Raw genomic sequence first — 21,833 nt, 5'->3', positions numbered from 1 at the left:
CGACCGAATATGTATGGTCATATGTTGCCGTGCAGCATATCCCATCCGGGTGTCCCGCAGGTTAAGTTGGCTGAAAATAATGAATCTGGATTCACATCCGTTCCAGCGCGGCGGCGTCGCCTGCCAGGGCGGGGCCGAGCCAGCAGTGCGACCCGACCGGCTGCAGGCCGTGCCGGGCCAGCGTCCGCCGATACCAGCGTGCCGGGCGGGCCTGGAAGCCCTCGTGGTCGCCGTCGAACGCGTCTTCGGCGGCGAAGGTCTCCAGGAAGGCCACGCCGCCGGTCAGCTCGGCCACGCCGGCCAGGCCGGCGCGCAGCTCGCGGTCGGGCACGTAGTGCATCACGTCCGAACACACCAGCAGGTCGACCGGCGCGCAGGGCCGAAGCCAGGCGAAGTCGCCGAAGCGGGCCAGGTGCAGGTTGCGGGTGCGGCCGTAGCGGCGCACAGCGTACTCGCTGCTGTCGAAGCCCAGGTATTCGACCTTCGGACGCAGCTTCAGCAGCGGCGCACGCCAGGCGCCTTCGCCGCAGCCGATGTCCAGCACACTGCGGATCGGTCGTTCCAGGTAGTACTCGGCGCTGGCCACGGCCAGGGCCACCTTGCGCGCCAGGCGGGCGCTGCCGCCGATGTCGGCGCGGCGGTACCAGCGTTGGAAGTAGGCGGCGTCGTAGGTCTTGTCCATGGGGCGGTGCGCGATCGGGGAAAACGGCGCCTATCGTACGGTGTTGCGGCGCGCCATGCGTCGATGTGTCGCGGCGGGCGTGCCTGCGGCGGCTTCGCCACGGCATGCGAGAATGGCCGCCAACCTACGCCAGCCGCCGGAGCGAGCGCATGCAGAGCTACTACTGGGTCAAGACCTTCCACATCGTGTTCGTGGTGGCGTGGATGGCCACGGTGTTCTACCTGCCGCGCATCCTGGTCAACCTGGCCGAGACCGCGGGCCAGCCGGCGGTGAGAGAGCGCCTGCAGCTGATGGGCCTGCGCCTGTACCGCTTCGGCCACTCGATGTTCGGCCTGGCGTTCCTGCTCGGCCTGGTGCTGTGGCTGGGCTACAAGGTCATCCCCGATTTCCCGACCATGGTGGCTCCGGGAGCTGCCGGCTGGCTGCACGCCAAGCTGGGGCTGGTGGTGGTGCTGCTGGTGTACTTCGGCTGGACCGGTCGCCTGCTCAAGGGCGTGGCCAAGGGCCGGGCGCTGCCGTCGTCGCGCGCGCTGCGCTGGATCAACGAGATCCCGCTGCTGGCGTTCATTCCGATCGTGTGGCTGGTGCTGGCCAAGCCGTTCTGAACGGGGCGCGCAGCGCATCGCACAGATGCATCCACGCATGGCGTGGATCTACTGGGTGCAGCTGTGGCTTTTGATGTTCAGGTCCGCCATGAGCGAGCCGAGCATCGCAGGTGATACAGGGGCGAAGAGGCGCCGATGTCTGAGCGCAGCGAGTTCGGCGCCGTCCCCTGATTCACCGAGAAGCGCAGGGAACCGGTGCGTGGCACCGGCTCGCGTTCGGCGGCGTGTTCTTTGGTTACTTTCTTGCACGAGCAAGAAAGTAACAAGCCGATGAATCAGGCTGCTTCGTACGTGCCGTAACTGCGCAGGCGCGTGTAGCGCTGCTCCAGCAGTTGCTCGGTGGAGAGCTTTTCCAGCGCGTCCAGCTCGTTCAGCAGCACGGCCTTCAGGCGCTTGGCCATCTGGGTCGGGTTGCGGTGGGCGCCACCGGTCGGCTCGCGCACGACCTTGTCGACCAGGCCCAGGCTCTTCAGGCGCGGGGCGGTCAGGCCCAGTTGCTCGGCCGCTTCCTTGGCCTTGCCCGCGTCCTTCCACAGGATCGAGGCGCAGCCTTCCGGGGTGATGGTCGAGTACACCGCGTATTCCAGCATCACGGTGCGGTCGCCCACGCCCAGTGCCAACGCACCGCCGGAGCCGCCTTCACCGATCACGGTGCAGATGATCGGCACCTTCAGCTCGGCCATCTCGATCAGGTTGCGCGCGATCGCTTCGGACTGGCCGCGCGACTCGGCGTCGATGCCCGGCCAGGCGCCGGCGGTGTCGATCAGGGTCAGCACCGGCAGGCCGAAGCGCTCTGCCATCTTCATCAGGCGCAGCGCCTTGCGGTAACCCTCCGGCTTGGGCATGCCGAAGTTGCGCTTGATCTTTTCCTTGGTGTCGCGGCCCTTCTGGTGGCCGATCACCATTACCGCGCGGCCATTGATGCGGGCCAGGCCGCCCATGATCGCCTTGTCGTCGGCGAAGGCGCGGTCACCGGCCAGCTCCTGGAACTCATCGAACATGACGCGGATGTAGTCGGCGGTGTACGGACGCGACGGGTGCCGGGCCAGCTGCAGCACCTGCCACGAGGTCAGGTTGCGGAAGATCTGCGCGGTGCGCATGCGCAGCTTGTCCTGCAGCGCGTGCACTTCCGCCTCGACATTGACCGCCGGCCCGGCACTGGCGTTGCGCAGTTCCTGGATCTTGGCTTCCAGGTCGGCGATGGGTTGCTCGAAGTCGAGGTAGTTCGGATTCATCGGAAGCCGTCGTGTAAAGAAGGGGGCAATTCTAGCCGAATGCGTGCAAACCACCCGTACGCCTTCGTCTGGAAGGCGACGGTAGCGCAGCCGGGCAGGCGGCGCCAGTCAGCTCAGGGCACCACCAGGGCGCTGCGGCCCATCAACTGGCTGCGCCGGGAAACGAAGTCGTTGTAGGCCTCGTTGGCCTCCCGGCCCAGGCCGCTGCCCAGGGTGGCGGTGGCCGAGGTGAAGGCCATCTGCGCAGCGAAGTCCTGCTTGCGCAGGGCCTTCTGTTCATCGGCGGTGGTGGCCTTCAGCCACTGCGCGTAGACCTCGCGCAGCGGCGCGGCATGCGCCTCGAAGGCCGGTGCCAGCGCCGGCAGGCTGGCCGGTGCCGGTTCAAGGCTGTATGCCGGGGCCACGTAGCCGGCCGGCTGTTCGCGCTTGAACGCGCCCGGCTCGCCCATGCCTTCCTCGACGTAGGCGATGAAATCCGGTGCCGTGAACACCTTGGCGACGATCTGGCCACCACTGGAATCGACGTGGGCGACCACCTTTTCCTTCGGGAACGGTTCGCGCACGCCGTAGGTCCAGGTCTTGTCGATGAACAGTTCGTGGCTCTTCTCGAACGGGCCCTCGAAGTCGACGCCGCCCAGCTCGATGCCAGCCTTGCCGGTGCCGAAGTTCTTCAGCTTGCTCTCGTCGGTGACATAGACCTCGCGAGCGATCACGTACTCGCTCAGGGTCGGGTTGATCAGGCCGCCGCGGCCATCGACGTAGACGATGAAGCGCACATCGCCGAGCGTGTCGGTGTGCAGGCGATGCTCGCCAATGGCCAGGGAGACCGGGCGCGAGCCGTGCGCAGCCACTGGCAGGTCCTGGCCGTCGATGCTCAGCGCCAGCGGCGTGTCGGTCGGGTTGTCGATCTGGAACTCGATCTTCGACGGCGAGCAGGCGGCCAGCGCCAGTGTGGCAACGAACGGGAACAGCAGGGTCTTCATCGGCAATCGTCCTTGATGACTGGAACGGGAAAACAGGAACACGAAGCAGCCAGCCTCAGCTGGCCCACGGCGGGCTGTAGCGCACCTTCAGCGTGCGTACGGCCGGGTCGGCGCGCAGCGCCTCCATCAGCTTGGAATCGATGCGCACTGCGCTCTGCCCGGAGACATCCAGCATGCCGGCGACACCGCCGTGCGGGCCCTTCAGCAGCAGGTCCAGGCGCAGCGGCGTCCGCCCCGGGCGATGGCGGTCGAGCAGGGCATTGATGCGCTCCCAGACCGGGCGCTGCTGGCGCAGGTCCAGGCGCAGCGACAGCCGCGTGGCGTAGTTGGCGCAGACTTCGTCGAAGTCCCAGCACTGGCGGATGCGCAGCGCGTAGCCACCGTTGAACTCGTCCTCGCGCAGGCCGCCCTTGACCACCAGGATGCGGTCCTTGGTCATCAGGTGGCCGAACTCGGCCATTGCATCGGAGAACGCACTGCACTCGACGCGGCCGCGGCCATCCTCCAGCTGGATGAAGATCTGGCTTTCGCCCTTGCGGCGCACGCCGACCACCTGGCCGGCCAGCACGGTCTGCACCTCCGGGCGCCAGCGCTTCTCGCCGCCACCGCCGCCACCGCTGTTGGCGCTCCAGATTTTCTCCACCGAACCCAGGTCGTTGCCTACCAGATCGCGCACATCGTCGCGCCAGGGATCGAACGGGTGGCCGCTGAGGTAGAAGCCCAGCGTATCGCGCTCGCCGTTGAGGCGCTGCAGCAGCGGCCATTCTTCGGCTTCCGGCAGGTCCAGCTGGATCGAAACGGTGCTCGGATCGGGCCCGCCAAACAGCGAATTCTGCCCGGACGCACGCTCGCGTGCCATCTGGTCGGTGGCCTTGATCACTTCCGGCAGCTGCAGCATCAGCGAGGCACGGTTGCGGCCGAGTTCATCGAGCGCACCGCAGTTGATCATCGCTTCCAGCGTGCGCCGGTTGAGCTTGGCCGAGCCGACGCGGGTGCAGAAGTCCAGCAGATCCTTGAACGGTCCGCCCTTCAGTCGTTCCTCGACCACCGCTTCGCAGGCGCCCTGGCCGACGCCCTTGATCGCGCCCAGACCGTACTGGATCGTGTCCGGCGTGACCGCTTCGAACATGAAGGCCGACTGGTTCACCTTCGGCGGCAGCACGGTCAGGCCGAGGTTGCGCACCTCGTCGAGGAAGCCAACCACCTTGTCGGTGTTGTCCAGGTCCGAAGACAGCGTGGCCGCCATGAACTCGGCCGGGTAATGGCGCTTCAGCCAGGCGGTCTGGTAGCTGACCAGTGCGTATGCAGCGGCGTGCGACTTGTTGAAGCCATAGCCGGCGAACTTCTCCATCAGGTCGAAGATTTCGTCGGCCTTGGGGCCGTCGACGCCGCCCTTGGCTGCACCTTCGCGGAAGATCTCGCGGTGCTTGGCCATTTCCGCCGGCACCTTCTTGCCCATCGCGCGTCGCAGCAGGTCAGCGCCGCCCAGCGAGTAGCCGCCGACGATCTGCGCCATCTGCATCACCTGCTCCTGGTACACCATGATGCCGTAGGTGTCCTTCAGGATCGCTTCGGTGCGCGGATCGGGATAGATGATCTCTTCCTGGCCGTGCTTGCGCGCGTTGAAGGAGGGAATCAGGTCCATCGGGCCGGGGCGATACAGCGACACCAGCGCGATCAGGTCTTCGAAGCGGTCGGGGCGCGCGTCCTTCAGCAGGCGGCGCATGCCCGAGGATTCGAACTGGAACACCGCGCCGGTGTTGCCGTTGGCGAAGATGTCCTTGTAGGTGGGCGCATCGTCGAGCGGGATCGCGGCAATGTCGACCGGCGGAATGCCCGCGCGTTCGTGGCGCTTGTTGATCGCCTTCACTGCCCAGTCGATGATGGTCAGCGTGCGCAGGCCGAGGAAGTCGAACTTCACCAGGCCCACTTCTTCCACGTCGTTCTTGTCGAACTGGGTGACCGGGTTCTTGCCGAGCCCATTTTCGTCGTGTTCGGCGTACAGCGGGCAGAACTCGCTCAGCGGCTCGGGCCCGATCACCACGCCACCGGCGTGCTTGCCGGCGTTGCGGGTCAGGTCTTCCAGCTGCAGCGCCAGATCGATCAGGTCGCGGACATCGTCCTCGGTCTCATAGCGCTGGATCAGTTCGGCCGAGGCCATTTCCGAGCTCGGGCCTTCCTTGCCCTTGCCCAGCGCATCCTTCAGGTGGATGCCCAGGATGTTCGGGATCAGCTTGGAAACACCGTCGACCAGGCCATACGGGAAGCCGAGCACGCGGCCGGAGTCGCGCACCACCGCCTTGGCGGCCATGGTGCCGTAGGTGATGATCTGGCTGACGCGCTCGCGCCCGTACTTGCGGGCGACGTAGTCGATCACCTCGTCGCGGCGGTCCATGCAGAAGTCGATGTCGAAGTCGGGCATCGACACGCGTTCCGGGTTCAGGAATCGCTCGAACAGCAGGTTGTACGGCAGCGGGTCCAGATCGGTGATCTTCAGCGCCCAGGCCACCAGCGAGCCGGCACCCGAGCCGCGGCCGGGACCGATCGGGATGCCCTGGTTCTTGCCCCACTGGATGAAGTCGGCCACGATCAGGAAGTAGCCGGGGAAGCCCATCTTGATGATGGTGTTGAGCTCGAACTCCAGGCGCTCGAAGTACTCCTCACGGGTCTTGCCCGGCGCCAGCGGATTCTTCTCCAGGCGCTCTTCCAGGCCGTCGCGCGACATCTTCTGGATCCAGGTGTCCAGGGTCTCGTCGTCGGGCACCGGGTAGTTGGGCAGGAAGTAGGTGCCCAGCCGCATCTCGATGTTGCAGCGCTCGGCCAGCGCCAGCGTGTTGTCGATCGCATCGGGGATGTCGGCGAACAGCGCGCACATCTCCTCGGCCGACTTCAGGTACTGCTGGTCGCTGTACTCGCGCGGACGCTTGGGATCGTCCAGCACGCGGCCGGTGGAAATGCACACGCGCGCTTCGTGCGCGCTGAAATCCGACGGCGACAGGAAGCGCACGTCATTGCTGGCGACCACCGGCAGGCCGCGCTGGCCAGCGGCCATCAGCGCGAACTGGTTGAAGGTTTCCTCGCCCTCGCGGCCGGTACGGGTCAGCTCCAGGTGCAGGCCATCGCCGAATACGCGCTGCCAGTCGGCCAGCTGCTGCTCGGCCAGTTCATGCTTGCCGTCCAGTGCCAGGCGCCCGGCCAGGCTCTGCCGGCCGGCCAGCGCGAACAGGTTGGCGTTGCCGGCCTTCAGCCAGTCCGGGTGGATGGCCACACCGCCTTCCGGGCGATGGCCTTCCATCCAGGCGCGGGTCAGCAGCCGCGACAGGCTCAGGTAGCCCTCGCGGTCGCGGCACAGCAGGGTCATCCGCCACGGGTCCTGGCCTTCCTCGGCGATCAGCACGTCGGCACCGGCGATCGGCTTGATGCCCACGCCTTCGGCGGCCTTGTAGAACTTGACCAGGGCGAACAGGTTGTTGAGGTCGGTCACCGCCAGCGCAGGCAGGCCGAGCTCGACCGAGCGCGACAGCAGGTTGGCCTGCTTGGCCTTCTTCGGGTCCGCCTGGTCCGGCTTGGCCGGCACGCGGATGGTCGAGTCCGCCAGCGAGAACTCGGTGTGGACGTGGAGATGTACGAAGCGGGAGTTGGACATGCCGGACCAGGTTGGAGCGCGCGGGCCCCGGGTGCTGACGGAGGTTCGTCGCCGGGGTCGGGAAGCGCTGGAATGCCCGGTCAGGGTAGCGAGGGCAGGGGGTTGCCACAAGGCTTGACAGGCCCCGGAGGACGACCGGGTTCAGGCGTGCGGGAGCCCGTTTCCTGTAGAGCCGAGCCCACGCTCGGCTGCTGCGGAAAGCCGAGCATGGGCTCGGCTCTACAAGGTCAACCGAGGCACTCCCGCACCGGGGCGAAGCTGCGCCGGTGCTCCACGCAGGGGCCGTGCTCGCGCAGGGCGGCCAGGTGGGCCGGAGTGCCATAGCCCTTGTGCTGCTCGAATCCATACTGAGGGTGGCGGGCGTGCACGGCCTGCATGTAGCGATCGCGCGAGACCTTGGCCAGGATCGATGCGGCCATGATCGCGCGGTCGATGCCATCACCGCCGACCAGCGCCTGCGCCGGCAGTACCAGGCCCTTGGGCACCACGTTGCCGTCGATGCGGGCGAAGCCGGCCACATGGGCGACCGCTGCAACGACGTCACGCATGCCCTGCAGGGTGGCCTGGTAGATGTTCAGGCGGTCGATGGTGTCCACGTCCACCAGCACCACATGCCAGGCCAGGGCGCGCTCGATGATGCGGTCATGCAGCTGCTCGCGGCGGGCAGCGGTCAACTGCTTGGAATCATCCAGGCCGTTGATGCGTGGCCGTGACGGATCGAATACCACCGCCGCCACCGCCACCGGCCCAGCCAGCGGGCCACGCCCGGCCTCGTCGACACCGGCGACCAGGCGCTCCGGCTCGATCACTGCCGTACCGTCGAACAGGGTCAGGCTGGCTGCTGCGGCGTGGCGGCGGCTCATGCCTGCGCCTGGTCGCGCATCAGCAGCTCGCCGACGGCATCGGCGGCACGCGCCGAGGCGTTGCGTCGCAGTCGCTGGTGCAGGCGCACGTACGTGTCCTGCAGGTCGCTCACCCGCTGCGGGTGGTCGAACCACTGCTGGATGGCCGAGGCCAGCCTGTCCGGCGTGCAGTCGTGCTGCATCAGTTCCGGCGCCAGGTCCTGGCCGGCCAGGATGTTGGGCAGGGCGAAGCGGTCGACCTTGATCAGGCCAAGCGCCTTGACCAGTCGATAGGTCAGTTCGTTGACGCGGTAACCGACCACCATCGGCCGCTTCACCAGCATGGCTTCCAGGGTCGCGGTGCCGGAGGCCAGCACCACCACGTCGGCGGCGATCATCGCGTTGCGCGCCTGGCCGTCAAGCACGTGCGAGTAGGCCACCGGCAGCGCCGAGCGCGACAGCTGTTCTTCGATCAGCTGCCTGCAGGCCGGGTTGGCGGCAGGCACCACCACATGCAGGCTCGGAATGCGTTCGGAGACCTGCCAGGCGGCTTCGAAGAACGGCTCGCCCAGGCGCGAGATCTCGCCGAGGCGGCTGCCCGGCAACACCGCCAGCACCTTGGCCGAGGCCGGCAGGCCGAGCGCGGCGCGTGCTTCCTCGCGGTTGCCCTGCAGCGGAATGTCATCGGCCATCGGGTGGCCGACGAAGCGCGCGTCGATGCCGTGCCGGGCATAGATCGGCGGCTCCATCGGGAACAGGCACAGCACCAGGTCGGCGCTGCTGCCGATTTTCTCGGCGCGCTTTTCGCGCCAGGCCCAGACTGACGGGCTGACGTAATGGACGGTGCGCACGCCGCGCTGTTTCAACCAGCGCTCGATGCCCAGGTTGAAGTCGGGGGCGTCGATGCCGATGAAGACGTCCGGCTGCCAGTCCAGCGCACGCTGGCGGAATGCCGAGCGCAGCTTGAGCAGGCGCGGCAGGTGGCGCAGCACTTCGGTCAGGCCCATCACCGCCAGCTCGCTGGCATCGTGCCAGGTCTGGCAGCCGGCGCTGCGCATGGCATCGCCGCCGATACCGGCGAACTCGGCATTCGGGAAGCGCGCCTTCAGTTCACGCACCAGGCCCGCACCGAGCAGGTCGCCGGAGGCTTCACCGGCAACCAGCGCGATCCGCAACGGGCGCTCGCTGAGCACCCGCTGCGCGGGAACGCTGCCGGCCATCGAGGCCAGCGGGATCACCGCGGCGCCGGCCGGCGCCTGGCCGGTCGAGCTGCTCATCGCAGCAGGGGCCTCTCGGCGTGCTCGATGAAGTCCAGCATCGCCTTCACGTCGTCGCTGTCACGCGCCTGTTCGGTCAGCTGCACCTTGGCCTCTGCCAGCGGCAGGCCCGCAACGTACAGCGTGCGGTACGCACGCTTGATGGCCGAAATGCGGTCAGCGTCGAAGCCGCGCCGCTTCAGGCCTTCACTGTTGATGCCACGCGGGCGTCCCAGCGAATCGGTACCGACCATGGTGAACGGCGGTACATCACCATTGGTCAGCGCGCCCATGCCGAGGAAGGCATGCGCGCCGATGCGGCAGAACTGGTGGGCACCGGCGAAGCCGCTGATGATCACGTAGTCGCCCACGGTCACGTGGCCAGCCAGAGTGGTGTTGTTGGAGAACACGCAGAAGTTGCCGACATGGCAGTCGTGCGCCACGTGCGTGTAGGCCAGCATCCAGTTGTCGTTGCCGATGGTGGTGATGCCGCCGCCGCCGCCGGTGCCACGGTTGAGCGTGACGAACTCGCGGAACACGTTGCGATCGCCGATCACCAGTTCGGTGCGCTCGCCGCCGAACTTCTTGTCCTGCGGCTCGCCACCGATCGCGGCATGGCCGACGAAGCGGTTGTCGCGGCCGATCCGGGTCGGGCCGTGGATGCTGCAATGGGGGCCCACCACCGTGCCGGCACCGATTTCAACGTCGGGGCCGATCAGGGTGAAGGCGCCCACCTGGACATCGTCGGCCAGGCGTGCGGCCGGGTCGATGACGGCGGTGGGGTGGATCCGCGGTGCGTTGTCAGTCATTGCTGCCTCCAGTGGATCAGCCCTTGGCGCCGGCACACATGACCTCGGCCGACGCGACGACTTCGCCGTTGACCTTGGCTTCGCCGTAGTACCAGCCCATGTTGCGGATCAGGCGCTTCATCTGCACGTCCAGCATCAGCACGTCACCGGGCACGACCTGCTTGTTGAAGCGGGCGTTTTCCACCTTGACCATGTAGAACAGCTTGGACTGCGCATCGCGGCCGAGCGTGAGCTGGGTCATGACGCCGCCAGCCTGCGCCAGCGCTTCGATGATCAGCACCCCGGGCATGATCGGGCGGCCCGGGAAGTGGCCCTGGAAGAACGGCTCGTTGATGCTGACGTTCTTCTGCGCCAGGATCCGCTTGGCCTCGACGTCGAGTTCAAGCACCCGGTCCACCAGCAGGAACGGGTAGCGGTGCGGAAGCAGTTCCTGGATCTGGCAGACGTCGATCGGAAGCTGCAGCGAATCGTTCATTCTTTCTCCTTGCCAGCAGCCAGAACGCGGCGAGCCAATGCGTCCAGCTGCTTGAAGCGCGCGGCGTTCTTGCGCCACGTGCGGTTGTCGGTCAATGGGGTGCCGGACGAGTACTCGCCCGGCTCATGGATGGAGTTGCGGACCACCGACTTGCCGGTGATCACGACCTTGTCGCAGATCTCGAGGTGGCCGACCACGCCAACGTGGCCGCCGAGCAGGCAGTAGCGGCCGATCTTGGCGCTGCCGGCGATGCCGGTGCAGCCGGCAATGGCCGAGTGCGCGCCGATCTGCACGTTGTGCGCGATCTGCACCAGGTTGTCCAGGCGCACGTCTTCGTCCAGCACGGTGTCTTCCAGCGCACCACGGTCGACGCAGGTGTTGGCGCCGATCTCGCAGTCATCGCCGATGCGGACGCCGCCGAGCTGCGGCACCTTGATCCACTTGCCGGCGTCCATCGCCAGGCCGAAGCCGTCGGCGCCGAGCACGGCACCGGGATGCACGCGCACGCGCTTGCCCAGCCTGACCCGGGTGACCAGGGTCACGCGTGCGATCAGCTCACAGCCGGAATCCAGGCTGCAGTCCTCGCCGATCACGCTGCCGGTGCCGATGATGCAGTTCTCGCCGACGACGCTGCGCGCACCCACTGAGACGAACGGGCCGATATGGGCGCTGGCCGCGACCTGGGCGCTGGGATCGATCACTGCGCTGGGATGGATGCCCGGCGGGCGGGTCGGCGCGATGTCGAACAGTGCGGCAATCTTGGCGAATGCGGTGTACGGGTCCTTGGCGACGAGCGCGGCGCCGGGGGCGGCCTCGACGTCATCGGCACGCAGGACCACCAGCGAGGCCTGGCTGTCGGCCAGCTGGGCGCGGTAGCGCGGGTTGGCGAGGAAGGTCAGCTGGCCAGGGCCGGCATGGGCGAGGGTGGCCACGCCATGGATGGCGGTAGCGGGATCGCCATGGACCTGCAGGCCGAACTGCGCGGCGAGTTGCTGGGCGGTGTAGGTGGGAGTATTCACGGCGGGAGTTTAACGTGTGACGCCATTGCGGTCATGCGGGGGGCATATGCAGCCAACGGCAGGGCCCCTCGCGGCCGGCAGAGCCAGTGTCATGGGCTGGGTCGGACGGGGCGGGACTGCGGGGGGCGGCGCAAGTACGTCCATGTAGCCTTGGTCGCCGCATCCATGCGGCTCACACCCCCGCAGCCCCGCCCCATCCGACCTCCGACGGCTTGGCGCGAGTGCCAGCCACGGAAAAACAGAAAAGATCAAAAGCAGAGCGGACGCTTCCGGCATCCAGGCCAAACGAAAACGCCGGGCAGAGCCCGGCGCTTCGCACCCCGTTTGGTGGAGAGCCCCCCTTTGTTAAGGGGGGCGCGCCAGCGGCGCGGGGGATAGGTGAAATGCGCGGGCAATTCACCGGAGGTGGATCAGTTCTGAGGAACAAAGTTCCTCAGAACTGGCCACCGAACGTGAATTGCAGGCGCTCGATCTTGTCATCGTCTTCCTTCTTCAACGGGAAGGCGTAGCTGATCGAGATCGGGCCGACCGGGGCGCGCCACAGCAGGGCCACACCGGTGGATACGCGCAGCTCGTTGGCCTTGAAGTTGTCCACGCCGGTATACACGTTGCCGAAGTCGACGAAGGCCGACACGCGCGCCGACGGGCTGTCGAACAGGCGCGGGAAGTAGGCTTCCACCGAACCGACGGTCTTCAGCGAGCCACCCAGCGGCTGGCCTTCCGGATAACCAGTGGTGACTTCGCGCGGGCCGAGGGTGTTGTCCTCGAAGCCGCGTACCGAGTTGGTACCACCGGCGTAGAAGTTCTCGAAGAACGGCAGGCCGCTGGCGGTGACGGTGCGGGTGGTGCCATCCGGATTGGTCAGCGTACGGGTGTAGTCCTTGCCGTAGGCATCGCCGTAGCCGATTTCGGCGCGGGTGTTGATCACCAGCGACGGCATGATCGGCCAGTACTTGCTGATCTGGTAGTTCAGCTTGTAGTACTCGATGGTCGAACCCGGCAGTGTGGTTTCCAGGCCCACGCGCTGGTAGGTACCGCGGGTCGGCATGAAGTAGTCGTTGCGCGAGTCGCGCGCCCAGCCCAGCTCGGTGCGCCAGGCATGGAAGGTGCGCTTACCGACGGCGTTGATGTAGTCGATGATCGACTGCGGGGTCGAGCCCTGGTAGGTGGTGATCTGGTTGCTGTCGATGCCGAACATCAGCGAGACGGTATCGGTCTCGGTCAGCGGCACACCGAACACCACCTGCGCGGCACCGTTGGTGCTGTTGTACTGCGCGGTGTTGAAGTCGGAGTAATCCAGTTCGCGCCAGGACAGGTTGTAGCCCAGCGACACGCCGTCATCGGTGAAGTACGGGTTGGTGTAGCTGAAGCCGTAGCGCTGCAGGTAGCTGCTGCGCGAGGCTTCGACCGACACGCGGTTGCCGCCGCCGAGGAAGTTGTTCTGCGACAGCTGCACCGAGGTGGTCATGCCGTAGGACTGCGAGTAGCCCAGGCCGAACACGAAGCTGCCCGAGGTGGTTTCCTTGACGTTGTAGACGACGTCGACCTGGTCGTTGCTGCCGCTGACGGCCGGGGTCTCCACTTCCACCGATTCGAAGTAGCCCAGGCGCTGCAGGCGGATCTTGGAGCGGTCGATCGCGGCCTGCGAGTACCAGCTGTTCTCGAACTGGCGCATTTCGCGACGCATCACTTCATCGGACGTGCGGGTGTTGCCGCGGAACAGGATGCGGCGCACCGACACGCGCGGGCCGGGCACGACCTGCATGTTGATGGCCACGGTCTGCTCGGCGCGGTTGGTGGTCGGGATCGGGTTCACCTTGGCGAACGCGTAGCCGATGTTGGACAGCGAATTGGTGATGGTGTCCGAGCTGAATTCCAGCAGGGCACGCGAGAACGTGTCGCCGGACTTCTGGATCACCATGCGCTCGACGTCCTCCTGCGGGAGGATGGTGTCGCCGCTGACCTTGATCTCGGAGATCTTGTACTGCGCACCCTCGGTCACGCCCGCGGTCAGGAACATGTCGCGCTTGTCGGGGCTGATCGAGACCTGGGTGGAATCGATGCTGAAATCGACGTAGCCGCGATCCAGGTACCAGGAGTTGAGCTTTTCCAGGTCGCCGGACAGCTTTTCCTTGGAGTACTGGTCGTCACGGCGGTACCACGACGCCCAGTTGTGCTCCTTGGACTCCCAGGTCTCCAGGATGTCCTTGCTCTCGAACTTTTCGGTGCCCACCAGGTTGACGTGGCGGATCTTGGCGGCCTTGCCTTCCTTGATGGCGATGGCGATGTCCACGCGGTTGCGGTCCAGCGGGCTCACCGTCGGGGTGATGTCGACGTTGTACTTGCCACGGTCGTTGTACTGGCGGCGCAGTTCCTGGGTCACGCGGTCCAGGCTCAGGCGATCGAAGGTGCCGCCCTCGGTCAGGCCGATGTCGGACAGGCCCTTGAGCAGCTGGTCGGACTTGATGTCCTTGTTGCCGGTCACGGTCAGCTTGTTGATCGCCGGGCGTTCCTTGACGGTCACCACCAGGATCGTGCCCTGGCGGTCCAGCTGCACGTCTTCGAAGAAGCCGGTCTTGTACAGGGCGCGGATCGTCTCGCCGACCTTGTTGTCGGTGATCGTCTCGCCGCGTTCCACCGGCAGGTAGGTGAACACCGTGCCCGAGCTGATGCGCTGCAGGCCATCGACGCGGATGTCGCTGACAGTGAAGGGCTCGGCTGCCTGGGCCAGGGCGGGAGCGCCGGTGACGGCGGCGAGGGCGAGGGCCAGCAGGCGGCGATTGGGGAGTCGCGTCATGTCACGTCCGGTAGGAAGGTCGATTTCATTGGTGCGGGATGCCGACGCTGTAGACGGCAACAACGTGGAAAAGTTCATCGCGGGACCAGGCCGAGGATGTCGTTGTAGAACGCCAACCCCATCAGCCCGGCCAGCAACGCCAGGCCGATGTATTGGCCGGCGGCGATGGCACGCTCGCTCAGCGGGCTGCCCTTGACCAACTCGATAAGGTAATACAGCAGGTGGCCGCCGTCCAAGATCGGGATCGGCAGCAGGTTGATGATGCACAGGCTGAGCGACAGCAGGGCAAGGAACTGCAGGAACCAGTCGAGGCCGCGCTTGGCCGAGACATTGGCCACGCGGGCGATCGTGACCGGCCCGGAAACGTTCTGCAGCGAGGCCTTGCCGGTCACGATGCGGCCCATCATGCCCAGCGAGTCGGCGGCCAGGCGGCCGGTCTCGCGCACCGCCACGGTCACCGCATCCAGCGGGCCATAGCGCAGCAGGGTGTCATAGGAGGGGCTGTAGCTGGTGGGGAAGCCGACGCCGATCTGCCAGACCGGATTGCCCTTGCCGTCCTTGCCCTGGCGCGGGGTGACTTCCAGCGCCAGGCGCTCGCCGCCACGCAGGACCTCGATCATTCCCGGCCCGCCGGCACGGCCCAGGGCCTGGATCTCGCCGATCACCTGGTCGACGCTGTCGATGCGCTGGCCGTCGATGGCCACGATCAGGTCGCCTGGCTGCAGTTGCCCTGCCACCACGGAGTCCGCAGTCAGCGACTCCACTTGCGCCGGCTGCAGCCACGACTGCCAGTGCAGGCCAGCCAGGATCGGCACCCGCCGCTCATCGAAACCCGCCGGCAGCTGCGACAGCGGCAGGGTGCGCGTGCGTACCTGGTCGGCCGTATCCAGCACTTCCAGCTTCACGTCGCGGCGGTCCATCGCGGCTGCGGTCAGCGCCATGCTGGCCTCGCCGAGGGTGACCACCTGGCGGTCGTCCACGCGCAGCACGCGGTCGCCGCTGGCCAGGCCGGCACTGGCGGCGATGCCGCTGACACGGCCGATGGTGGGCGAGTAATCCTGCTTGCCGATCACGAACATCGCCCACAGCAGCAGGATGCACAGCAGCAGATTGGCGATCGGGCCGGCGGCAACGATCGCGATGCGCTGCCAGACGGTCTTGTGGTTGAAGGCCTGGCCGCGCTCGTGCGGGTGGACTTCGACCTCGCGTTCGTCGAGGAACTTCACGTAACCGCCCAGCGGGATGGCGGCGATGGCGAACTCGGTGCCGTGCCGGTCGCGGCGCGACCACAGCGGCCGGCCGAAGCCGACCGAGAAACGCAGGATCTTGACCCCGCACAGGCGCCCGACCCAGTAATGCCCGAACTCGTGAAAGGTGACCAGCAGCCCGAGGCTGACGATCATCCACCAGACCGATCCGATGAAGTCAGTCATGCAGGCTCACAGTGGTGGGCAAGGGCGGCGGCGTCATGCTGGGCGAGGCGGTCGTTCAGGCGGCGTCGATGGCGTTCAGGGTGAGCTGGCGTGCCCGCTGGTCGGCGGACAACAGGACCTCCAGTGTATCGGCTGGCTGGGTCGGCAGTGTTGAAAGAGCGTTAGCAACCAGCTCCGGGATCGTCAGGAAACCGATCCGGCCCTGAAGAAACGCTGAAACCGCCTCTTCATTGGCGGCGTTCAGCACTGCCGGCGCGGTGCCGCCGGCCTGCATCGCCTGCCAGGCCAGCGCCAGGCAGGGGAAGGCGTCGGTATCCGGGGCCTCGAAATCCAGGCGGCCCTGGGCCAGCAGGTCCAGCCCGGCCACGCCCGATTCGATGCGCTGCGGCCAGCCCAAGCCAACGGCGAGGGTGGTGCGCATGTCCGGCAGGCCCATCTGGGCCAGGGTCGAGCCATCGACGAACTCGACCAGCGAATGGACCAGGCTCTGCGGGTGCACCAGCACCTCGATGCGCTCGCCTGGCACGCCGAACAGGTGGTGGGCCTCGATGACTTCCAGGCCCTTGTTCATCAACGTCGCCGAATCGACCGAGATCTTCGGCCCCATCGACCACTTGGGGTGGGCAACGGCCTGGGCGGGGGTGACCTGGGCCAGCTCGGCGCGGCTGCGGCCACGGAACGGGCCGCCGGAGGCGGTCAGCAGGATCCGGCGCACGCCGGCGCCGTCGACACTGGCATCGCGCGAGCGCAGGCACTGAAAGATCGCGCTGTGCTCGCTGTCGATCGGGATGATTTCGGCACCGGCACGTTCGGCCGTCCGGGTCAGCAGTTCGCCGGCCAGCACCAGCGATTCCTTGTTGGCCAGCAGGATGCGCTTGCCGGCGGCGGCGGCAGCCAGGGTCGAGGACAGGCCGGCCGCGCCGACGATGGCCGCGACCACGGTATCGCAGGCATCGCTGGCGGCCAGCTGGTCCAGCGCGGCCTGCCCGGCATGGGCCTCGGTGGCCAGTCCGGCCTCGCGCAGGCCGTCACGCAGCTCGGCGAACAGCGATGCGTCGGCGATCACCGCGTGCGCGGGTTTGTGCTGGCGGCACAGCGCCAGCAGCGCCTGCACCTGGCGGCCGGCAGCGAGCACCGTGGCCTGGTAGCGGTGCGGGTGGCGGGCGATCACGTCCAGCGTGGAGGCGCCGATCGAGCCGGTAGCGCCGAACACGGCGACCCGGCGCAGGTCTGCAGCTGCATTCATGGTCAGAACCCGAAGATTTCCTTGCCCAGCGCGAACACCGGCACGGCGGCGAGGACGCCGTCGACTCGGTCGAGCACGCCACCGTGGCCTGGGATCAGGTGGCCCGAGTCCTTGGCGCCTGCATGGCGCTTGATCAGGCTCTCGAACAGGTCGCCCAGGACCGAGGCGAACACCGCCACCACCGCGGTGATCAACAGGCCGGGCAGGTGTGCGGCATCGATGCCAGCCAGCCAGCCCAGGCCGAGGGCCACGGCGACACCGGCCAGCAGGCCGCCGAACAGGCCTTCCCAGGTCTTGTTGGGGCTGATCCGCGGCGCCAGCTTGTGCTTGCCGAAATGGCGGCCAGCGAAATAGGCGCCCGAGTCGGCCGCCCACACCAGCGCCAGCGCAGCCAGCAGCCACAGGTGGCCCTGCTGGCCCGGCGGATCGCCGCCGGCATGGATCAGCACCAGCGCGGCCCACGCCGGCACGATGGCCAGGGTACCGGCCAGCATCTTCAGGATCCGCGAGGGTGCCGACGGCTGCGCACCGAAGTTGAAGAAGCGCAACCAGACCAGCGCGGCCAGCCACCAGGCAACGCCGGCCAGCGTGGTTATCTGGAACAGGACCAGGGTGCTGCCATCGGCCCAGACCAGCAGCACCATCAGCAGCAGGTTCAGCACCAGCAGCACAGTGCGCGCCAGGGTGTCTTCGATACCGGCCAGCTTCAGCCATTCCCACAGGCCGATCAGCAGCACGGCGGCGGCGGCGGCGGCCAGCCATTGCGTAGGCAGCAGCAGGATCGCCGCAATGGCTAGCGGCGCCATGATCAGCGCGGCAAGGACTCGGGTCTTGGTCATGGGCTGGAAGTCTCGGTGGCCAGTGCGGCAATCTGGGCGCTGGTCAGGCCGAAACGACGCTCGCGACCGGCATAGGCGTCGAGCGCCTGCTGCAGCTGCCCGGCGTCGAAGTCCGGCCACAGGGCCTCGGTGAACCACAGTTCGGTATAGGCGAGCTGCCACAGCAGGAAGTTGCTGATGCGGGTGTCGCCGCCGGTGCGGATGAACAGGTCCGGAGGCGGCAGGTCGGCCAGGGCCACCTGGCTGCCCAGCAGCGATTCATCGATCTGCTCGGGCAGAAGGCGACCGGCCGCCACTTCGACGGCCAGGGCGCGCGCGGCGCGGGCGATGTCCTGGCGGCCACCGTAGCTGGCGGCGATCGACAGGGTCAGGGTGGTGTTGTCGGCGGTGCGCTGCTCGGCCAGCTGCATGCGGCTGACCAGCCCGGCGCCGAAGCGCTCGCGTTCGCCGATGAAGCGCACGCGCACGCCACGCCGGTGCAGCTCGTCCACTTCGCGGTCGAGTGCACCGAGGAACAGCTTCATCAGCGCGTCCACTTCCTCCTGCGGCCGGCCCCAGTTCTCGCTGGAGAAGGCGAACAGGGTCAGCGCCGGAATGCCCAGTTCAAGGCAGCGCTCGATGGTGCGGTTGACCGCGCGCGCGCCGGCACGGTGGCCGATCACGCGGGGGCGACGGCGCTGCTGTGCCCAACGCCCATTGCCATCCATGATGATGGCAATGTGGCGGGGCAGGGAGGCAGGCAACGGAGGCGGGACTGAAGGCATCGACTTCAGACCGACAGCAGTTCTTTTTCCTTGTCGGAAACGACCTTGTCGACGTCCTTGATGTTGGCGTCGGTCAGCTTCTGGATGTCGTCTTCGCCGCGCTTCTTCTCGTCTTCGCTGATCGCCTTGTCCTTGACCAGCTTGGCGATTTCCTTGTTCGCGTCCTGACGGATGTTGCGGATCGCGATCTTGGCGCCTTCCCCTTCCTTCTGCACCTGCTTGACCAGCTCCTTGCGGCGCTCTTCGGTCGGCGGCGGCATGTTGATGCGGATCGCGGTGCCCAGCGTGTTCGGAGTGAACTCGGCGTTGTAGAGACCCTTTTCGATCTCCTTGATCATGCCTTTGTCGAACGGGGTGACCAGCAGCGAGTGGGCGTCGGCGTTGGAGATCGACGCGACCTGGTTCAGCGGGGTGCTGGCGTTGCCATAGGCGCTGACCGTCACGCGGTCCAGCAGGGCCGGGGTGGCACGGCCGGTCCGGATGGAGGTGAGGGTGTGCTTCAGAGCGTCAATGCTCTTGGCCATGCGCGTCTGCGCGTTGTTCTTGATGTCGTTGAGCATCGCCCGGTCCTGGATGTATCTGGAATCGGGCGATTATAGGCGAATACGGGACGCTGCCGGGCCTGAATCGGCCCGGTTGTCGCTTTGCGCTCAGGCTCAGGCCGGGTCGCGGCCCTGGACCAGGGTGCCGATGTTCGCGCCGTTGAGGATCTTCAGCAGTTCGCCCGGCTGGCCCATGTCGAACACGCGCATCGGCAGGTCGCTGTCGCGGGCCAGAGCGAAGGCCGCCGTGTCCATCACTTCCAGGCCGCGGCGGATCACTTCGTCGTAGCTCAGGCTGTCGAAGCGGACCGCATCGCTGTGCTTGTTCGGGTCCTTGTCGTACACGCCATCGACCTTGGTGGCCTTCAGCAGCAGGTCAGCGCCGATCTCGATCGCGCGCAGCGCGGCGCCGGAGTCGGTGGTGAAGAACGGGCTGCCGACGCCGGCAGCGAAGATCACCAGGCGGCCCTTTTCCAGGTGGCGGATGGCGCGGCGGCGGATGTAGTCCTCGCACACGTCGTTGATCTTGATCGCGCTCATCACCCGGGCCTTGGCACCCAGCTTCTCGAGGGCGTCCTGCATGGCCAGGGCGTTGATGACGGTGGCCAGCATGCCCATCTGGTCGCCGGTTACGCGGTCCATGCCGCCGGCGGCCAGACCGGCGCCGCGGAAGATGTTGCCACCTCCGATCACCAGCGCGACCTCGGCACCGGCCTGCTGGGCTTCGATGACCTCACGGGCGAGGCGATTGATGATCTTCGGGTCGATGCCGTAGTCCTCGTCTCCCATCAGCGCCTCCCCGGACAGTTTCAGAAGGATGCGGCGATAGGCGAGCTTGGACATGGGGACCTCGGGTGCGTGGAAATCGCGGGCGATTCTACGCGCATGCGGCGTTGTGCCAAAGTGTTTTGTGCACTGCGGCGCAGAATCCGGTGGTTCGCCCGGTCGGCCGGGGCGTCCCGTTCAGCCCAGTTCGGCGCTGGCCGTGGCCGACAGCTCGTCATGGCCCAGCGCCCCCGGCGAGCGGGCGATCACCCGGTTGCGGCCCAGGTTCTTGGAGCGGTACAGCACGTCGTCGGCCGCGCGCAGCAGGTCCTGGACGTCGGCGAAGCGCTCGTAGCCGCCTTGGGTGGCCACGCCGGCGGAGAAGGTGACGAACAGCGGACCACCCTCCAGCTCGGCCATCGGCGTGGCGACGATGTTGGCCAGCACCCGGCGGATCACGTCCAGGGCCACGCTTTCGCTGGTGTTGGGCAGCAGCGCGACGAACTCCTCGCCGCCGAAGCGGGCCACGGTGTCGCTGTTGCGCAACTGGCCCTGCAGCTTGCCGGCGAAGGCGCGCAGCACCTCGTCGCCGGTCAGGTGGCCGTGGGCGTCGTTGATCTTCTTGAAGTCGTCCAGGTCGATGAAGGCCACCGACAGTGGCCAGCCCTGGCGGCCGGCACGCAGGAATTCCTCCTCCAGCACCGCTTCCAGCTGGCGGCGGTTGAGCACGCCTGTCAATGCATCACGATGGGCCTGGTCGGCCAGGCGCTTGGCGCGCGCCTCGAATTCGTCGGCACGGCGGCGTGCCTGGTCGGCATCCTGCAGTTCGCGCAGGTTGCGCAGCGTGGCCAGTTCCTGCGCGTGATCGATCAGCTCGCGTACCCGCGCCGGCGAATTGAGGCTGGCATCGAACAGGCTGGCGATGTCGGGCAAGGCCTCGCTGATGCGGGCCAGCACCTGGTCGAAGCGCGCGCTGTCCAGCTCCAGGCGGTCGTGCACCTGCTGCAGTGCGCGCTCGCGCGCGGCATCGGCATCGTTATCCAGCCAGATGTCGGCCACTGCGCCGGACAGTTGCACGCAGACCTGGAATGGCGATTCGGCGGCGTCCTCGTCCTCGCTGTGGCTGATGCTCTCCACCAGGTAACGTGGCAGGCCCCATTGCTCGGCCACCCAGGCGCCGACGTCGGCGTGGCTGCAGCCCAGCGCCTCGCGCTCGCGGGAAACCAGGTCGATGTTGTCGCGTGCCTCGCGCAGCAGTGGCAGGTAGCGCTCCGACTCGGCCTGGGCCAGGCACAGCACGCCCAGGTCCTGCAGCAGTCCGGCCAGCATCAGCTCCTCCAGCCGGCGCAGGCCGCGCGCCTGGCCCAGTTGGCTGGCGGCCAGGGCACTGAGGATGCTGCGCTTCCACGCGCGCTGGCGCAGGTCATGATCGGCGCCACCGCCGGTCAGGCCCTGGGTGACGGTGAAGCCGAGGGCGAGGCTGATCGTGGCGTTCAGGCCCAGCATGGTCAGCGCCTGGCCGAGGTTCTCGATGCGGCGGCGGCTGGCATACAGCGGCGAATTGGCGATGCGCAGCATGCGAGCGCTCAGCGCCATGTCGATGGCGATGATGTCGGCGGCGGTGGCGATGTCCGCTTCCGGGTCCTGAGCCAGTTCGATGATGCGCAGGGCAATACCGGGTGGCGAAGGCAGGTTGCGGCAGAGCGCCAGGGCAGCTGTCAGCTCGGGAGGCATGTCGGGTCGTTCAATTCCATTGGGACAAGAATACCTAGGAATGCATCACAGTCCGCGATTTTCGTTCCTGCTAAGTGACTGAGGATTCCCTGCGACTGAGTATCGGCTTGATTCGAGCGCAACGCAAAGGTGCCGGTTGTGCGCACCGACGGTGCGCACCC

18 protein-coding genes are annotated in these 21,833 nt (G+C 67.2%); 1 reads left to right on the top strand and 17 read right to left on the bottom strand.

Features of this window, described 5'->3' with window-relative positions; genetic code table 11:
- Window positions 1-91 precede the first annotated feature (91 nt).
- Window positions 92-682 carry a class I SAM-dependent DNA methyltransferase gene (locus AC5P5V_RS01700; protein WP_061480171.1) on the bottom strand — a complete coding sequence of 197 codons (591 nt, stop codon included), beginning with the start codon at window positions 680-682 and terminating at the stop codon, window positions 92-94.
- 149 nt (window positions 683-831) lie between these two features.
- On the opposite strand from AC5P5V_RS01700, the gene AC5P5V_RS01695 reads away from it, so the two are divergent.
- Entirely contained in the window at window positions 832-1,287 is a 456-nt protein-coding gene (locus AC5P5V_RS01695; protein ID WP_134968328.1) for a CopD family protein, read from the top strand.
- A 275-nt stretch (window positions 1,288-1,562) separates the two neighbouring features.
- Here the strand turns inward: AC5P5V_RS01695 and AC5P5V_RS01690 are convergent, their stop codons facing one another.
- The 16 genes from AC5P5V_RS01690 to AC5P5V_RS01615 form a co-directional block, all read right to left on the bottom strand.
- The gene (locus AC5P5V_RS01690; protein ID WP_005415839.1) at window positions 1,563-2,522 is read right to left on the bottom strand and encodes an acetyl-CoA carboxylase carboxyltransferase subunit alpha; all 960 of its coding nucleotides are present in this window, start codon (window positions 2,520-2,522) and stop codon (window positions 1,563-1,565) included.
- 113 nt (window positions 2,523-2,635) lie between these two features.
- Complete coding sequence (locus AC5P5V_RS01685) at window positions 2,636-3,505, bottom strand: hypothetical protein (protein WP_061480173.1); 870 nt, start codon at window positions 3,503-3,505, stop codon at window positions 2,636-2,638.
- Between the two features lie 55 nt (window positions 3,506-3,560).
- On the bottom strand, window positions 3,561-7,151 hold the full coding sequence (gene dnaE / locus AC5P5V_RS01680) for a DNA polymerase III subunit alpha (protein ID WP_049416729.1): 3,591 nt from the start codon (window positions 7,149-7,151) through the stop codon (window positions 3,561-3,563).
- A gap of 227 nt (window positions 7,152-7,378) precedes the next feature.
- The gene (gene rnhB / locus AC5P5V_RS01675; protein ID WP_061480174.1) at window positions 7,379-8,014 is read right to left on the bottom strand and encodes a ribonuclease HII; all 636 of its coding nucleotides are present in this window, start codon (window positions 8,012-8,014) and stop codon (window positions 7,379-7,381) included.
- Window positions 8,011-9,213, bottom strand: coding sequence for a lipid-A-disaccharide synthase (gene lpxB, locus AC5P5V_RS01670; RefSeq protein ID WP_231352746.1), 1,203 nt, complete (start codon window positions 9,211-9,213; stop codon window positions 8,011-8,013). Before lpxB ends, rnhB begins: the two co-directional genes overlap by 4 nt.
- 53 nt (window positions 9,214-9,266) lie before the next feature.
- The gene (lpxA, locus tag AC5P5V_RS01665; protein ID WP_005415844.1) at window positions 9,267-10,058 is read right to left on the bottom strand and encodes an acyl-ACP--UDP-N-acetylglucosamine O-acyltransferase; all 792 of its coding nucleotides are present in this window, start codon (window positions 10,056-10,058) and stop codon (window positions 9,267-9,269) included.
- A 16-nt stretch (window positions 10,059-10,074) separates the two neighbouring features.
- On the bottom strand, window positions 10,075-10,533 hold the full coding sequence (gene fabZ, locus AC5P5V_RS01660) for a 3-hydroxyacyl-ACP dehydratase FabZ (protein ID WP_005415845.1): 459 nt from the start codon (window positions 10,531-10,533) through the stop codon (window positions 10,075-10,077).
- Entirely contained in the window at window positions 10,530-11,552 is a 1,023-nt protein-coding gene (gene lpxD, locus AC5P5V_RS01655) for a UDP-3-O-(3-hydroxymyristoyl)glucosamine N-acyltransferase (protein ID WP_134968329.1), read from the bottom strand. Before lpxD ends, fabZ begins: the two co-directional genes overlap by 4 nt.
- Window positions 11,553-11,985: 433 nt before the next feature.
- Window positions 11,986-14,349 carry an outer membrane protein assembly factor BamA gene (bamA, locus tag AC5P5V_RS01650; RefSeq protein ID WP_053497093.1) on the bottom strand — a complete coding sequence of 788 codons (2,364 nt, stop codon included), beginning with the start codon at window positions 14,347-14,349 and terminating at the stop codon, window positions 11,986-11,988.
- Between the two features lie 74 nt (window positions 14,350-14,423).
- Window positions 14,424-15,782, bottom strand: a complete 1,359-nt coding sequence (gene rseP, locus AC5P5V_RS01645) for an RIP metalloprotease RseP (RefSeq protein WP_065197093.1) — start codon at window positions 15,780-15,782, stop codon at window positions 14,424-14,426.
- A 55-nt stretch (window positions 15,783-15,837) separates the two neighbouring features.
- Window positions 15,838-17,028 (bottom strand): 1-deoxy-D-xylulose-5-phosphate reductoisomerase, encoded by a 1,191-nt coding sequence (locus tag AC5P5V_RS01640; RefSeq protein WP_231352626.1) that lies wholly within the window; start codon window positions 17,026-17,028, stop codon window positions 15,838-15,840.
- Between the two features lie 2 nt (window positions 17,029-17,030).
- Window positions 17,031-17,867: a phosphatidate cytidylyltransferase gene (locus AC5P5V_RS01635; RefSeq protein ID WP_061480179.1), complete on the bottom strand. Its 837-nt coding sequence runs from the start codon at window positions 17,865-17,867 to the stop codon at window positions 17,031-17,033.
- Window positions 17,864-18,631 carry a polyprenyl diphosphate synthase gene (uppS, locus tag AC5P5V_RS01630; protein ID WP_049412139.1) on the bottom strand — a complete coding sequence of 256 codons (768 nt, stop codon included), beginning with the start codon at window positions 18,629-18,631 and terminating at the stop codon, window positions 17,864-17,866. Before uppS ends, AC5P5V_RS01635 begins: the two co-directional genes overlap by 4 nt.
- 5 nt (window positions 18,632-18,636) lie before the next feature.
- Window positions 18,637-19,191, bottom strand: coding sequence for a ribosome recycling factor (frr, locus tag AC5P5V_RS01625; RefSeq protein WP_061480180.1), 555 nt, complete (start codon window positions 19,189-19,191; stop codon window positions 18,637-18,639).
- Between the two features lie 96 nt (window positions 19,192-19,287).
- Window positions 19,288-20,016 (bottom strand): UMP kinase, encoded by a 729-nt coding sequence (pyrH, locus tag AC5P5V_RS01620; protein WP_005415854.1) that lies wholly within the window; start codon window positions 20,014-20,016, stop codon window positions 19,288-19,290.
- Between the two features lie 120 nt (window positions 20,017-20,136).
- Window positions 20,137-21,672 carry a GGDEF domain-containing protein gene (locus tag AC5P5V_RS01615; protein ID WP_134968331.1) on the bottom strand — a complete coding sequence of 512 codons (1,536 nt, stop codon included), beginning with the start codon at window positions 21,670-21,672 and terminating at the stop codon, window positions 20,137-20,139.
- Between the last annotated feature and the right edge of the window lie 161 nt (window positions 21,673-21,833).

It is taken from the genome of Stenotrophomonas sp. YJH_SMC_130 (assembly GCF_059369035.1).
This window is presented reverse-complemented; position numbering and strand designations above follow the sequence as displayed.